Genomic DNA, 16,283 nt, shown 5'->3' with positions numbered 1-16,283 from the left:
ATTGACGCTTAAATTCGTCTTGTTTTCACTGAAAATCTCTGGCTAGAGAAAATAAATTTAAATATCACCATTGTTCAATACGTTAGTAAATCTCTTAACCAAAGTTCAGGTTAGTTACTGATACTTCCTCGTTATAATTTTAAATATCACAACGATATTTTTTTAATTACTTGTTTATAAGTGAATTTAATTTTAGAACAGGTTAAATGATAATAAAATGTTGCAATTTTGTTGTTTAATCCTAATACTGATGAAGGTGTAAACTAACACGTTTGCGCAGGTTATACACGAATACCTTAAATAATAAAAAACACTGAACACACAACATTAAGGAATGGTATGAACAATAAAAAGCGCACATTAGGGCTAATAAAAGCCAGCCATTTACTTGGCGCAGGACTTGCTATGCTTATGAGCTTTTCTGCCGCGAGTAAAGACTACAAAATTGTACTTATTCATGGTTTACAGGTATCACAAATAGTGAATAAGTCGGGGAGTGATGTTGTTAATGATGGTGAAACATATTGGCAATCATATTGGAATAGCCGTGCGGATGAGCGAATTGATTGGCCCGCTTATGAAAGGGTGGAAGGAAAGATAGCCACTGATTGGGTGTGGCCTAAATTAAAGCAAATGTCACAGTCTAACTTGTGTGAGCAAGGTTGTGTGTTTGTAACCCATTCAACAGGGGATTTAATTGCTCGCCATATTATAGATAACCAAGAAAACTGGCTGGAAAATGCAGGTTTAAAACCACTTAATATTGTTGCTACGTTCGATTTAGCAGGTGCTGGTGGCGGAAGTGAATTGGCCGATGTTGCTGTAAGTGCATTAACTGGCGCATCATGGAACTTTGCGGTTGATGCTGCACTCAAATGGTGGCTTGGGAGCGAGGTTACTGAAGCTGTGGGTGTTCTACACGATTTAAAAGTAAATAATGCGCGTAAAATTTCACCGTTTCCAGATGCACGCACACCGCGTTTACGTTTTGTTGCCGACGGAAATGCTTATTTGGGTTTAACGGGTGGTTTTTTAAAAGGAAATGATGATTCGGTTGTTGCATCGCATTCATCGTGTGGCGCGAGTGCTGCAAAATCGTTTGGTAGCTGCAATGGTAATATTGATACAGATGGTCATTTAAAGTCACAAGGAAATGCTGTTACTAGTTTTATGCCGAATCACTACCCAATAATGATGAGTAAAAGCTACAATCATAGCGACATTCATAATGCGCAACGAAAAGGCAATGTAACCATTGCAATGAATAATGTAAATGTAGAAGACAATAATATAGGCTTTAAAACGTTTGATAAAACAACGGGGAGTTGGTTTTGGAAAAAAGAGTACCGTTACGTCAAGGATTCAAATAACGTGAGTGCATCAGCACTTATTTATAACGTGATCCCGTGATTTACTCTCAATTTTATTAAGTTTATTTTAACGAGTTAAATGGCTCAATAATATTGTTTAACGTTTTATTGAGCTTTTATCTGATGAGCACACACTAATTATAAAAGCAAAAAAGTGTGTGATTAAAGATAATACCAATTTGCAATAATACGTAATCAACTTGAGGGATTAAACCAGGTGCTAACGGCGTTAAAAATTTGCCTTGTTATCAACACGGTTTGCTTAACTCAAAATAAGTTATTCAATTAAGCGAATTGGTATAAAACCTCATGTTTTATAAAGGATAAAGACATAAACGATGAAAAAATTTTATGCGGTAGCTTTAATTGTGAGCGTTACTTTATTTGCGCTGTGGTTTACGAATAAAAATGTGTCTAATAAGTCGGTTGAACATACTGCGTTACCGGTAAAAAAAATGCAAAGTACGCTTGATACACAGCCAGTTAAAGTTATTCCTATCGATTTACCTAAAAATAAAAAGCCAACTCAAGCGTCAAAACAACACGTTATTTTTGACGATAATTTATCGCAAGCAGCTGATCTGGTAGCAATGCAATACGAAAATGCGCTAAAGTTTCCGCCATACTCTCAGCCGATAAGCGCTTTGGATGAAGACCGCTTAAAACCAAATCAGTTTTACCCTGTATCGAGTCCTATTGATGAAAGTGGCGCAGCGCTTACCGTTAGCCTTAAACAGTATCGCTTTACATACCCACAAGACATAGTTGTCAATGTAAATGCACAGAGTTTAGGCAAGGTAGTGGTTGAACTTTCCAATACCGATACGAAAGAAGTAATTAGTACGCATAAAGGCAGTGCACGTGAAGGCGAAGCAATTATAACGTTTAAGGGGGAGGAAAGTTACCCTCGAAATATACAACTGTTTGTTCAAGCAGATATTGCGGGTAAAAAAGTCCCTGCTGTGGCTGAAATTCAATACATGGCACCAAGTGCAACGTTAACAGGCTTTAATAAAGCGTATGCACAGAATGATAATATGATTGTGCCTGCTAATTTAAACGTTATAAAAAGTGGTTTATACCGTGTTCGAGCTAATTTATATGATGGGAATACGCCGCTTGCCCATTTGGTTGCAAAAGAGCGTCTGACTGAAGGTAATCAATTACTTGATTTAAAATCGCATTGGTCAGTGTTACCGCAAGGTATAACAACTATGCGTCTAAGCGATTTTGTCATCGAAAGAATGTCGCCAAGCCCAGGCGAGCAAAATAGTTTTGGCAGCAGTGAAATTAGCTATTTTGAGATCACTGATTTTGCCTATGATAGTTTGCAGCAATTACCGTATCAGGCAAATACACAAGAAAAATTAAGCTTAGAGTTTTTACAAGGTTTAGCGCAGGAGTAAAATAAAGAGTAAGATCGGATTTGCAAATGTTAGGGGGGTTTGTATATCCATACAAACCCGTAACGATAGTTAGCTTAGATTGATAGTTACTACGTCAGGAACTTTTGGTTCATCAAATTCGCTATTAACAGGGACTTTAGGAATATCGGGTTTATCAAGGGCAATATCGCCACCGTCAATAACGTCGCCTGTTTGTAAGTTTTTAAAATCAAATAGTTCGGCATCAGCTAAATGCGAAGGCACTACATTTTGCATCGCGGTAAAAATACTCTCGATACGACCTGGATGATCGGCATTCCATTTAGCGAGCATGGCTTTTGTGTGTTTACGCTGTAGGTTTTCTTGTGAGCCACATAAATTACACGGGATAATAGGGTAGCCTTGTGCAAATGCGTATTGAGCTATATCGGTTTCTCTACAGTATGCAAGTGGGCGAATAACCATGTGCTCGCCATTATCGCTCATCAGTTTAGCCGGCATACTTTTTAGCTTACCGCCGTAAAACATGTTTAAAAATAGGGTTTCAATCATATCGTCGCGATGATGGCCAAGCGCAATTTTAGTCGCGCCTAATTCTTTTGCTGTGCGGTATAAAATACCACGACGTAAGCGAGAGCAAAGTGAACAGGTTGTTTTACCTTCAGGAATAATATCGGTAACAATACTGTAGGTATCTTCTTCTACAATTTTGTATTCAACATTTAGTTTATCAAGGTACTGGGGTAAAACATGCTCAGGAAAGCCTGGTTGCTTTTGATCAAGGTTTACAACAACAAGATCAAACTTTATCGGTGCCACACGTTTTAAATGCTGGAGCATTTCAAGCATTGTGTAGCTGTCTTTGCCTTATATTGAATAATGCCATGCAGAAAATCTTTTTTTTACTTTATTTACAATAGTCTAGGGGTTTTAAACTTTACAAAAAGTAAGGGTCCTGTTAACTATGGAAGAAGAATGAAAGATTTGATGTATTTTCAGGCTTATGATGCTTTACAAAATGCCATTAGAAATGTTTTGAGTCGGAAGTTATTTCGATGAAACTCGATCTACGACTTCAAGTTGTCTCTAAGGAAAAAGAAGTTTTGCTAAAGGCGTCTAAACTTTTTGCTAGTGAATTTAGAAGTATCTAACTTCTTCTTAAGATTAAAAACAGTTCTCATTGCTCTACTGCTATCAAATAGGTATTATTTAAAGAAAAACTATCAAAATAAATGAAACTAGTCTTTGTCCATATTGAAGAGCATCTTCAACTTCACAATATATCAATTCCTCTTACATCTGAGTTCAATTTTCATCTGAAGGAAGGTGAGTTACTGATATCTAAAAATGATCAATACATAGAGGGTTTTTATGAAGGGATAAATATAAAAGCTATTATTGGTAAAAATGGATCTGGCAAGACATCTATTTTAGATTTTATCGAGAGTTTGTATAGTAATATTGAAAGTTCTGGTGCTTTTTTATTTTTTGACAATAATAGTAATACTTTTTTTCAAAAGACTCTAAATACTAAATCTTTTAATTTTAGATTATGTGGTAAAATTAAAGATCATGAAATAAATCATTTAGAAAGCCGGCATCTACATAAGATAATAAAAGTTAATAATTTATCTAGTTTTAGCGCGAACAAGAACACAAGTAAGAAAAATGTTGTCGACTTATCTTCTGAAAAACTTAGTTCAAGTAAAAAAAATAGAACTAAACAGCTTGAAAACATATTTAGTTATTTAAAGCGAAAAGGAAATAAATATAGTAGCAATGTTGTTTATACCTTTAAGTTTAGAGGTATGACACCAGCCCTAAAAAATTGGATTAAAGAGTCATTTCTTTGTTATTTAATTAAAGAAGGCTATTTCAAAAATAACGAATCTTTCTATTTGAGTTATCTAAGAGAATCCCAGTCTGATGTGAAAGATGAACATGAAGTATTAAAATCTTTATTTCGCGCAAAAGAGTCTAGCGAGTTACCAATTGAACTCGAAAACTTAGTATCTGACTTTTCTAACTACTATTTACGAACTATTTTATCTGATATTTCAAACAATGATAGGCTCTCTTACCTCTTACCAATAAATGTTACTCTTCCCAGTAATAGTGTAGGTGCAATAGTATCTAAAGGGATTTTAAACATATTTAGAAATAATATATTAAAGCATAAAGTAGATGGAAACTTATCGGCATATCTTTGCATTAATTTGATAGAAAAGCTTTTTAATAACAGAGAATTGCCAAATAGAAACGTTTGGGATTCGGAATTTGATATTGAAGGGGTTTTATCGAACACCATAGAGCAAGTACTAAAAAATAAAAGTAGTAATAGAAATGAAAGTCCTAGTCAAATATATGAAAGCCTAAACGGACTAAAACATGATTTGAGGGAGGATTTAGATATTTTCCTTGAAGTTATTAGAAATATCACTAGTACTAAATCTGGAGAGATCGTAAACAATAATTCTAGGGAAAGTCTGTATATAAGGAACAATTGGTTAGAAGAGCTTATTTATAATACTGAAGGATATCTAGTCCTAAACTCATCTAATATGTTTGAAGGTTACTCCGGTATCGAACAAATTAAGTACTCAGCTCCTTTGGACATAATATATATTTCAGAGGAAGTTACTAAGTTACCTCCTTATTTACAAAAGAGCATTGACCACGGATGGGAAGGGTTTAGCAGTGGTGAATTTGCAAAAACTAGCCTTTTTTCTTCTATTTTTAACTTCTTATTGAGAGAAAGATCCAATGACTTTCAATTATTTCTCATTGATGAAGCTGATTTGTACCTTCACCCAGAGTGGCAAAGGAAATTTGTTTTTGATTTAATAGAATTAATAAAAAACTTAAATTGTGAATCTACATCTCAATTTATAATAACTACACATTCACCACTGATAATTGGTGACTTTTTGCCTGAGGATATATTAGCTCTTAATGTTGAAGATGGAAAACCAGTTGCAGGTAGTTCATTAGGTTTTGGAACAGTTTTATCAGATTTTTATTTAGAAGGAATGCATTTAGATTCAACCTATGGAGAGCATTCAAGGATAAAGCTTCAAGAGATGATCGATGCAAAATTAAAGAACATTGCTTTAACTAAAGAGCAAATAAAACTAGTTAATAAAATATGTAATAAAGCTCTGAAGGAAGCTTTGTTAGATGGTTAAATTTAAATATTATTTTCCAACAGGTTTCCAAAAAAAATTAAAGAGCTCTAATTTTTTTAAAAATTCTTTATCACAGCAAAAAACCATATATGCAGAGATTAAGAAACAGTGCCAGATTAATGCAAGTTTTTACAGTTCTCTATTTAGCGAATCATTTCTTTTGAGTTTAGTATTTTGTCCTCCAAAAAGCTTGAGTAAGAAGATAAATGAGATTTATGACAATTTTCCTCTCCTTGCAGATAGATTTAATCCATATTTCAACTTTAGAAGTTATGATTTGAATTTTGATGTCTCTTTTATTAAGTCTAAAATTGATACAGATAAAAACGTTGCTCTTGCATTAAAGGGTAAATTTATCACTGAGTTGGATAAAATTCTAAACGAAAAATCTTCCATATTGGCTGAATACTTCTCAGTTGAACTTAAAAAGGCAACAAGTCCATTAAAAATTTACCAAATATGTTGCAGGATTAGAAATGTACACGTAGGTACTTCAGTTACACCAAAAGGTGTTAGAAATATCTATCCATTATGGTTTGGTAAGCTAGAAAAAATTTTTAACTATGAGGCTCTGAGGACTGAGTTTGGGCAGGTAATCATTGAATCAAGTGCTTTAAAAATTTGTCCTTACTGTAATAAAAGGGATGTAGAAATTACTTATGGAAAATATGTAACAGCGAGACCTGATTTAGACCATTTTTATCCTAAAAGTAGATATCCATTTTTGGCAACTACATTATATAATTTAGTTCCTTCATGTGGTTTTTGTAACCAAAAATTTAAAAAGTCTAAAGATACATATATGAAAAATATGCATCCACTAATTGCTGGTACTAGGAATTATAAAGTTTTTAGTTTTGTACCTCTTTTAGATGGTCCACCAATAATACTTTTAAATGGCTGTACTAAATTTAAAAGTAATATTACATTATTTGAGCTCGAAGCCGAATATCAAAAAGATTCGATAAAGCGAGAATACAGATCAATAAATGATAAATATGAGTCATTTAAAGGGTTACTCGGACCCAAGTTTGAAGAGTTCCTAAACACTAAAGAAAATATAACTACAATGTTTGATATTGGGGGGGAAAGAAACATATACAATACGAGTACATACAAGTTTAGGCTAGATACATTAAGTAACTTAACTAATAAAAACTACAAAAATTAGTTTGGGTGTCATATCTCTCCATTCTGCAAAAGCCACACTATTTTGTATTGATGGAATATTTCATCTACGTACTAAATACCGTATAATCCGCGCCAAACTTTCTTTTATGTATAACTGCCAGTCACACTGGCTGTGTAGGCAAAATCAATGAACTTACAAGACACCGGAACAGATAAGCTTGAACTAAATAAACTGCAAAAAAGACTCAGAAGAAATGTTGGTAATGCTATCACTGAGTATAATATGGTTGAAGATGGGGATATTGTGATGGCTTGCATAAGTGGGGGGAAAGATTCATTTGCAATGCTAGACATTCTATTGCAGCTTCAAAAGTCAGCGCCAATAAAGTTTGATGTTATTGCGGTTAACTTAGATCAAAAACAACCAGGCTTTCCTGAACATATTTTGCCTGATTATTTTGAGACATTAGGTATACCATATTACATAGTGGACAAAGATACATATTCAGTTGTTCGAGAAAAAATTCCAGAAGGTAAAACTACCTGTGGTCTTTGCTCGCGCCTTCGTCGTGGTACATTGTATTCATTTGCAGAAAAAATTGGTGCAACAAAGCTCGCACTAGGTCATCATATGGACGATATTGTCGAAACTATGTTCCTTAATATGTTTCATGGCTCTAGATTGAAAGCTATGCCTCCTAAACTACGATCTGATGATGGTCGTAATATTGTGATTCGTCCATTATCCTACTGTAGAGAAAAAGACCTTATTACCTATGCTGAACATAAAGGCTACCCTATAATTCCTTGTAATTTATGTGGTTCACAAGAAAACTTACAACGGCAGTCGATTAAAGGGATGTTAATGGAATGGGATGAAAAGTCACCAGGCCGTGTTGAAAGCATATTCAAATCTATTCAAAACATTAGCCCAAGCCAATTAGCTGACAGGGAGTTATTCGATTTTGTCAATTTACCATTAGCAAGAGATGGTGAGCGTGATGCTTACGAATTTAGTGAAGCTACAATATCATCTACTAATATAGATGAATCACTGTATATAGATGTTGCTAATATATAGTATTGGTCAGCCAAGTTTGAACTTATAAATTCACTTTTTAATTTATAGAACTTAATCAAATCTCATAACTTCTACTATACCAAAATGTACTCAAATCTGATTAGTCACTCACAACGAGTCAGATTTGATGTTTCCCCTGTTTTACTAGACATCTAATAAGTCAGCTTTTAATTTCCAACTAGAGGCTAGAGTCAAATTTTAGCTTTAAAATTTTCATAAAATTAAAAAATTCATTGGTGTTGGATTGAATAATCAATGATACTAACCTTATATACTTATAAAAATTAATGGTTTAAGGGAGGGGGGGTGAGTGAGTTAGACTATCTCAACGTAGTTGAAACAGAGGATGTGCTCATATTACGTGAGAGAATAGCATCAACAGATGTTATTCAATCTGAAGTTCGCTCAATGCCATTTCATTTATTGGCACCGGAACACTTTGAGCTACTTTTGTGGGATTTATTTTACTGCGGCTATAATAATTCTGAGTTAAAATTTGATAAGTCTCGCCTAATGATTACTGGTGCAGATCAAGGTCGAGATGTATGGTTAACCAATAAAGGTGTACCAGTAGGTTTAGTGCAATGTAAAAGAGAAGCAAAAAAGTATTCTCGAAAGGATGTATTAAAAGAAGTCGTTAAATTTCTTTTACATAGTGAACTAACCCCTGATTTATTGCCATACCCAGGAGGCTTTACATATTGTCTAGCACTGAGTACCGATCCAAAAGCAGAAGTTGATGATTTCTTTGAAAAGCCATTCAATTGGTTAAAAGAAAATAAGGTTGAAGTAGAGTCTGTAACTAGGCAAGTGATTAAGAGCTATCAACGATTTATAAATACTAAATCAGACGATGTAATTGATAGTATTTTCTCTAAAATTCAAAGTATGAGCTATCAGTTAATCCGCCCTCATGAACTTAATCGATGGCTCGATATAAATAAAGATGTTCGTAAGCGATTCTTCAAATTACCTCAAGATATCCATCAACGCTATGATGGTTCATTTAGCCATAAACTGGAGTTAGCGGATTTAAAGCACGCAAGCTTACCAATTCATAATTGGCAAAAGACTATTGAGAATCGCTTTATAAAACGCCCTGAGCAAGAAACACTAGAACATAGTTTAAGGACAGGGGGAAGCGAATGTTACCTACTCATAGGTGGAGCAGGTTCTGGTAAATCTTCACTGCTTTCTTCCCTTTATGAAAGGTTACTTGATACCCAGTTCACTATTTTAGCGATTAAAGCTGATGAGTTAGATAAAGATATCAACGACCTCGAAGATCTAGCATCCTTTCTAAAATGTGAAGGTCAGGGTGGTTTAGTATTCTCTTTACTTGAACTTTCTCAAGAATCTCCTCTTGTATTAATTATCGACCAAATGGATGCTGTCAGTGAGGTTATGGATCAAAGTTCCAGCCGATTTAGAGTATTAATAGACCTCATTTTAGGCTTAAAAGAACATTTCGAAGCTCGACAAACGTACCCGATTCACATAATTGCATCCTCAAGACCATTTGAAGCAAGTTTTGATACTAGATTTACTCAGCTAAATGCTAAAGAGATTAGCCTAAATCCTTTATCTAAGGAAGACGTCGAACTCTTTCTTGAAGATATAAACATTCATAAAGCTAGTATTCCAGCATCGATGTATCCAACAATCCAAACTCCCTTTGCTCTCAGCCTATATGTTAGTCTAGTTAAAGCCGGCGATAATAAAATGGAGATTACATCTAAAAATCTATTATCACGATGGCTTATGAAAAAGCTGGCAAATGACCCTTTGAAGGAACAATGCGACAAATTTTTGCAACGCTTAGCTTCCGACATGGTTCGCGAAGAGGTTCTTCGGCGCCCCATTAGTGCATATATTTTCGAATATCAACCACTACTCACAAAGTTGGAATCAATAGGTATACTTGTAAGTTTTGGCGACAATATCGGCTTCAGCCACCAAGCCTGGTTAGATGACTTCCAGTCCCAATCTTTCCTTACTGGAGATAGCAATTTTTACGAATTTGTTCTTGAAAAACAAAATGGACTGTTTTCGAGAAGTACCATATTAAGAGGGCTAGAGTATCTCCTAGAGCATGATAAGCCTCAGTATCAGCAAACAATGAATAGGCTATTGTTTGATCCGTTTGTACGTAAACATATTTATCACCTTCTGATCGATGTTATGACACTGACTATAAACCCAGACTTCGAAGACGCTGAGCGAATCTTTCGAGTAATAGAAGGCGGTGATGCTCTTGCATCGAGGGCTATTTCAAAGACTGCAAGAAAGTGGAGTCTTTGGCGCGAATATTTAGCAGATGAACTTCCGTCATTAATTCAAAATACAATGCTTATGGATGATGTGATTTTATGGCTGATTGAGGAAATTAAATTTGATGAAAATAACGTTATTTATTTGATCGAAAACTACTGGAAAGGTGGACAGTATCATACGGCTATTATCCATGTGCTATCTGGAGCAAAAGCATCATCAGTAGGAGCAATCCAGTTAGTAGAAGCTATTATATCAACAAAAATAATTGATACACATTTGATTTCGAGATACATTCAAGGTTTATTCGAAAACTCAAAACATGTCTCTGCATTAAAATTACTAAAAGCTTGGTTATATATTGACCGCGAAAAAATCTTATGGGACTCTCCTTTATCGATTGAAAGCTATATAACTGATGACCCCTCAACTTTCATAGAGGTTCTGTTTCCATGGTTTATAGAAATATTAGGTGAAGGTGAGGCACAAAAGGAAATTTCAAGAACTTTTAGAAGGTCTGTCACTTTAGGCGATGACTTCGATGAAATCACTGAAAAGGGCGGAATAGTTGGGATTCTAAAAAAGGCGTTAATTCATTTAGCTACTAACAATCCGTCTCAATTTATTTTGACGGTGAAAAAATATTCATGTGTATATTTTGATGAAGTTCAATCATTATTAGTAATAGCTTTTGCTTCAAACCCAATAGTACTAATTTCTGATATTGTAAGTTACCTTATAGAGAGTGAGTCTAGACTTTGCATTGGTAATGGCTACTTTAGCGATGACCAAAATATGATGCACTCTGTTAAAGGAAATTTAACTATGATGTTGCTTGAGAAAAGCTCACCTCACTGGAGCTTATCACAAGCAGAATTAGTTAGAGATGCTATAGAAAATTATACACTTTACCCTCTAAACATCTGCCCAGACGTAAAGACCCGTCGTTATATTCGTCTGAAAAATGAAGAATATCGCTTATCTTTACTCGCACGATTGCCAAGTCAGGTGTTAACACCCCGCCGCCGACGACAAATATCCGAACGTGAGACCTATGGGCAACTTAAAATAGGCCAACGATGCCAAACAGCTACCTTGTCGTGTATTAGTTCGCCGATGTCAGCTGAGCAAATGAAATCATCGTCTTCTGAAAATATTATGAATATGCTCGATAAGATTAGTAACCCCTCTATCGTTACAGAAACTAGGTGGCAACACAGGATAGGTGCGGATATTTCTGCATTTTCACAAGCATTCAGCCAATTTACAACTTCTGAGCCTCAAAAAGCTATCTTCATGCTACAAACCCATTTTGTTAAGAGCGTACATGAAAGAATTGCTGGCGATGCTATCGCCCAGTTAAGTTCTATTAAGACCATTACAACAAATGAAATAAAGACATTAATAAACGTTTTAAATTCAAAGGGGTTTACCGATAAGGATTGGGTGAGCGGAGTTGCACGAGCCTATGAGGAAATAGCACGCAGGGATAGAGGGCTTAATTCCATTGAGATAGCTCTTCTTGTTGAGTATCTCCATCAGCGAATTGACAAAGGAGTCGATTCTATTGATTGTTTTGAACAATCAAATGACGATGCTATTTTGTTTAAAAGGCGAGGAGGATATAGTTATAGCTCAACTCCCAGCATTAACATTTTAAATGCAATTTGTATGGGTTTATTAGCCAGACCAAGACCAGATTACGATCAATGGATTTGCATTCTATTGACCTACCTTCAAGTATCGAAATCAGAAAGCAACTGGCAATTTATATTAACTGTACAGGGAGAGCATCTATACTGGGCAAATGAAGATAAGATCAATGCCTTATTTGAAAATTTACTTACGTCTATTCCTGAACTATTTGAAAGCCCTATACTTGTTCATACGTTATGGGCGCTAGTAGAGCGGCTGAATGAATCGCTGTTAATGCAAATTCTAATGCAGTGGGGAACTAGTAATGATACTTGTAAGCAAGCTGCCGCCGAACTGATATCAGGATTAGTGATCTCAAATCGTGCAAGTGAAGCAATGGCAGCTTATTGGGATAGTTTGTTGCAGTCAGGAAATGTAGCAGTTTATAAAGGAGGAATTTATGCTGCAGCTTCAGGTTGGTATTACCAAGGTAATATTCGATCAAACTCACATGATATGCTTATGAGCTGTACCCGAAGAGATAAGATGCAAATCGCCTCTGCATTTAACTCACTATTCCCATTTAATAAGAAGCTGCCCCAAGATGATATAACTTTACAACTGCTTTTATTCTTATCTGAGCAGCCCGAGCTTGTAGAGCTTCTGAATCCGAACAACATACTTGAAGCATTAGTCAATATCAATCCTCGGCCAAAATCACTTCGCGCTATATTACTCATAGTAAAATTTATTCTTGATAAGAAACTAAAAAATAATACTCGCAGCTATATACAGGATGTAGACAAACTAATTGAGTTAACAGTCACCTTACAAAGAACAACTCCGCTTATTAAAGAACAGGCAATGTCAATGTATGAGAGGCTATTAGATGAGGTACCATATCAAGCAGAGCAAGCGGCAGAGGCGGCGTCAAGGTCTTCATAGCAAAATGAAAAAATAATAGTAATTTACAGAGCTTCGGTTTAACTATTTAGTAAGCTAATAGCTATCGACACTTGGGTTAGCTTAATTTTCTTAAGTAATGGCGGTTCAAAGTTGTTCGGCTGCTCAGTAAGGTGTTCAAAGCAGATAGAGATATAGTTGTACACCATAAGGTTGTTGGCCTTTGTAATTTAAACAAGGCTATAAAGTATGGTACTCGTAATAAATCATTACTGATATTTGAGAGCAGTCAATTTTTCGGCCTATCAAGAGCGGTTTTATGGCTCTCGCTGCGTGGTTCTTATCAATACTGAGCTTGTCAAAATCAAGATAACGCTGAAATTTTTCAAACTGATTTATCGCATAATTGCTGGCTATGCTAAACATTATTTTCGATGGAGTTTTATTTTGATACTTTTCAAAAAATAACAGTTTTTATTCATTATTTATGTATATTGCTGTTAAAGTTAGATGAGTTTAATAGCTACTTTTGAAGAGAGTATAAATGGAGTCAACATCTAAAAAGATAGATTTCGTAGCATTGGTCAGCTCAGATAAAATAACATTAAGTTCCAACCCTCTAGTGGAAATAGATATTATATCCTCAGGCATTCATCGCAATGGTCTTTTATTGTTGCAATCTAAACTAGGGTGGGACACCTGCACATTATCTAAGGCTATAGGGTCTAGCGCCGAAATAGCAAAGCTAGAAGCTAATACTTCAAATGTGTTAAATCCCATGGTATCTGAGAATCTAGTCGAACTTGCTAAAATCACTTCAATTTGTGTTGATTACTTTCAAGATATCAAACGTTGGAATATTTGGTTAAATGAACCAAATTTGAAGTTTAATAATAAGAAACCTATATCGGTGATACACACAATTCGAGGAAGAATGCTTATAAGGCAAATCGTAAATGGCCTTAAACATGGATTCACAGCATAGCAACCTTATATGAATATGAACCTTATATGAATAAGTCTTAACTTTATCTGCCAAACTCGAATTTTAGAGTTGAATCAAATCTTACAGTAAATAGCACTGTTTGTGCTAAAAGCAACCTTTCCGGTATAAATTATTTATGCCCCAAAATGTTTTGGCAGTGTGACTTTAGGCTAATTCAAACAAAACCAGATTGACTAAATATTACTAATACTACACAGTCTAGATATTAAGATCTTATCAAACCTCGATCGTAATGAAACTACAAGGAGAAATCCGTGCTCATGAAAGAAGCTGCTCATCAAATCATCTGGTTGCTCATGACTTGTTTAACCGTTTTTGCATTGTTGCTAGTGGGATTACTTGATGTCATTTAGTAGAGATGCCCATAAGATAAGAAACTCGATAACACGCTACACAAAAGAATCTGTAGTACAACATTTACTTACTCGACTGCATACCGTATATCCTGATGAACCTCAAGCAATAGGTCGTCCTTGGATTGTCTGCCTAATGCTTGAGTGGACATTAGAACTAGAACCCATTGAAGGCGCTATTCCTGCAAATGAAAAAGATGTTTGGAATATATTGAACAAAATTTGGGTACTACAAGGAAAAGCTTTAAAATTTGCCGATGAAGATAATGCTTGGTTGTCTCTAAGAGCATTCTTACTATCACAACTTAGATTTCAAACGAACCAGATAGTACACAACTATTTCTTGGTAAGGTTGTTTTCAATAATGTGCAATGATGGTGCAAGTCGATCTTTTCGAGATAATTTCAAAGCTCAGACTGATATTGATTTGGAAGACTTTTTTGTTTTGTCGGTGTTTTTCTTTTCTATATTTTACTCGTCTAATAAGCCAGTCATTAAGTACGAAGAGTTCTTACCCAAACTATCACCATCATATCCAGTATTCGTGATTAAACAATACCTTAGCTTAGTTGGAGCTAACTTTGAGCAGTTGCAAAAATTAATGAAACACCGAAGGAGAAAAACTAGAGGCGATGGAGATGTACGAGCGGAAGAGTATTTTTCTGAACCACTATTGCTTGAGAAACCAATACTCATTCTACCTGAGGGTATATCAACCGTTCATCCATATATTGCAAGTATCGGGTTGAGCGAGTTTGTTCTCAGAACTCTTAAAACTGCTGATTCTAATGGTTTTAGAGACAAATTTACTAAAGAGTTTGAAAATTATTTAGCATATGTTTTTGATGCATATAATTTTGAGACGACAAGAGAAGAGCAACTGATGGAAGTTTACAGAGACAACAAAATTCAAGGTAAGGTTGTCGACTTCTTACATCAACGGAACGAAACTTCGATATTTATTGATGCAAAGGGCGTAGAACCCAACCAAAAAATTCTTGTGACTGACCAGAGCAATATTATTAAGGACAAGTTAAGAGATACTCATCTGAAAGGTATTAAACAAGCGGCTGAATGTGCAGATAAGTTAAATGGCGTTGGTTTTGGTGATCTTGCTGATTTTGATAACAGATATGCTCTTATAGTGACTCACCAAGACTTCTACCTTGGTAATGGTGTTAAACTAGCCTCTTATATAGGGGATGAGTATAGACAAAGGATAGATGAAGCAGTTGCTGGTAAGATACCTCTGAAAAATGTACACTTCTGTTGTGTTGCTGATCTCGAAGGAATACTAGCGCTTTGCAATGAGACTGAAACCGAAATTAGTGAATTTTTGGATTTTTGTAACATTGAAGAAGAAACTCCAGGAACATCTAAATTTGAGATGCGCCAGCACATTCAAGCATATGCAGAGAAGCTAGCATCAGAGAAAATCTCTCCTATCGGCAGCGATAGGCTAGTAGAAAACTATAAATACCTAACTTCTGAGCTTGCTGGCAAAATGTCAAAATCTCAGCAGTATTGGAGCGAAGGCTCTGTGAAAATTCCAATTTACTTACAGCACCTTAGAAAAATAAAAGAACTAGTGTAGTTAATTTTTAAGTCAGCTTCAGTTTGCCTGATTTTAAGCAAAACAGAAGTGATTATTTAGTCTAGTCAAAGGCATAGATAGCGCCAAACGCGATGGAAGAACTGCCTTTTTTATGATTGTTGTTGCCGAGAAAGATTGGCCATAGGTTCAGAGCTATTCCATACTTTATCGAATCTAAAATTAGTCATTTTTGTGCCGACTCGTAACTCAAAAATGTCCAAAATGAGTTAGATCGACCGTCTGTTTTTCGCTCGGTGTCGGCTATTAGCAAAGTCCCAAAAAGCGGTCATTAGCAATATGTATTTATGTATATAAATCTTAGCTTAATCTTTCAGATTCAGTTAACAGTCTTCAATCAGATCTAACATT

At 35.2% G+C, this 16,283-nt stretch carries 9 protein-coding genes and 1 pseudogene; 8 read left to right on the top strand and 2 right to left on the bottom strand.

All coding sequences use genetic code 11. The annotated features are described in order from the left end of the window. Nucleotides 1-339 precede the first annotated feature (339 nt). Both CWB66_RS06680 and CWB66_RS06675 read left to right on the top strand, forming a co-directional pair. Complete coding sequence (locus CWB66_RS06680; RefSeq protein WP_138584762.1) at nucleotides 340-1,410, top strand: hypothetical protein; 1,071 nt, start codon at nucleotides 340-342, stop codon at nucleotides 1,408-1,410. Between the two features lie 298 nt (nucleotides 1,411-1,708). Continuing rightward, on the top strand, nucleotides 1,709-2,776 hold the full coding sequence (locus tag CWB66_RS06675; protein WP_138584761.1) for a hypothetical protein: 1,068 nt from the start codon (nucleotides 1,709-1,711) through the stop codon (nucleotides 2,774-2,776). A 69-nt stretch (nucleotides 2,777-2,845) separates the two neighbouring features. On the opposite strand, the pseudogene ttcA (CWB66_RS06670) reads toward CWB66_RS06675, so the two are convergent. Then, nucleotides 2,846-3,622 (bottom strand): annotated as a pseudogene (gene ttcA, locus CWB66_RS06670) (tRNA 2-thiocytidine(32) synthetase TtcA); the annotation flags it as partial. 365 nt (nucleotides 3,623-3,987) lie between these two features. On the opposite strand from ttcA (CWB66_RS06670), the gene CWB66_RS06665 reads away from it, so the two are divergent. The 4 genes from CWB66_RS06665 (at nucleotide 3,988) to CWB66_RS06650 (ending at nucleotide 13,003) form a co-directional block, all read left to right on the top strand. Next, nucleotides 3,988-5,940, top strand: coding sequence for an AAA family ATPase (locus CWB66_RS06665; RefSeq protein WP_138584760.1), 1,953 nt, complete (start codon nucleotides 3,988-3,990; stop codon nucleotides 5,938-5,940). After that, a complete protein-coding gene (locus tag CWB66_RS06660; RefSeq protein WP_138584759.1) occupies nucleotides 5,933-7,111 on the top strand; it encodes an HNH endonuclease in 1,179 nt (392 codons plus the stop codon). The genes CWB66_RS06665 and CWB66_RS06660 overlap by 8 nt, the downstream gene beginning before the upstream one ends. Nucleotides 7,112-7,258: 147 nt before the next feature. Continuing rightward, nucleotides 7,259-8,152, top strand: a complete 894-nt coding sequence (gene ttcA / locus CWB66_RS06655; protein ID WP_138584758.1) for a tRNA 2-thiocytidine(32) synthetase TtcA — start codon at nucleotides 7,259-7,261, stop codon at nucleotides 8,150-8,152. 306 nt (nucleotides 8,153-8,458) lie between these two features. Further along, nucleotides 8,459-13,003, top strand: coding sequence for an NACHT domain-containing protein (locus CWB66_RS06650; protein ID WP_138584757.1), 4,545 nt, complete (start codon nucleotides 8,459-8,461; stop codon nucleotides 13,001-13,003). 198 nt (nucleotides 13,004-13,201) lie between these two features. Here the strand turns inward: CWB66_RS06650 and CWB66_RS23030 are convergent, their stop codons facing one another. Then, nucleotides 13,202-13,432, bottom strand: coding sequence for an IS66 family transposase (locus tag CWB66_RS23030; protein ID WP_354384676.1), 231 nt, complete (start codon nucleotides 13,430-13,432; stop codon nucleotides 13,202-13,204). Nucleotides 13,433-13,505: 73 nt separating this feature from the next. Here CWB66_RS23030 and CWB66_RS06640 point away from each other — a divergent pair, with 73 nt between their 5' ends. Both CWB66_RS06640 and gapS1 read left to right on the top strand, forming a co-directional pair. Then, nucleotides 13,506-13,946, top strand: coding sequence for an antitoxin Xre/MbcA/ParS toxin-binding domain-containing protein (locus CWB66_RS06640; protein WP_138584755.1), 441 nt, complete (start codon nucleotides 13,506-13,508; stop codon nucleotides 13,944-13,946). A gap of 363 nt (nucleotides 13,947-14,309) precedes the next feature. Beyond that, on the top strand, nucleotides 14,310-15,914 hold the full coding sequence (gapS1, locus tag CWB66_RS06635) for a GapS1 family protein (RefSeq protein WP_138584754.1): 1,605 nt from the start codon (nucleotides 14,310-14,312) through the stop codon (nucleotides 15,912-15,914). Nucleotides 15,915-16,283 lie beyond the last annotated feature (369 nt).

The sequence above is a fragment of the Pseudoalteromonas sp. S558 genome (assembly GCF_005886635.1).
GTDB lineage: Bacteria > Pseudomonadota > Gammaproteobacteria > Enterobacterales > Alteromonadaceae > Pseudoalteromonas > Pseudoalteromonas aliena.
The sequence above is the reverse complement of the archived record's forward strand: the minus strand, read 5'-3'. Positions and strand labels throughout refer to the sequence as shown.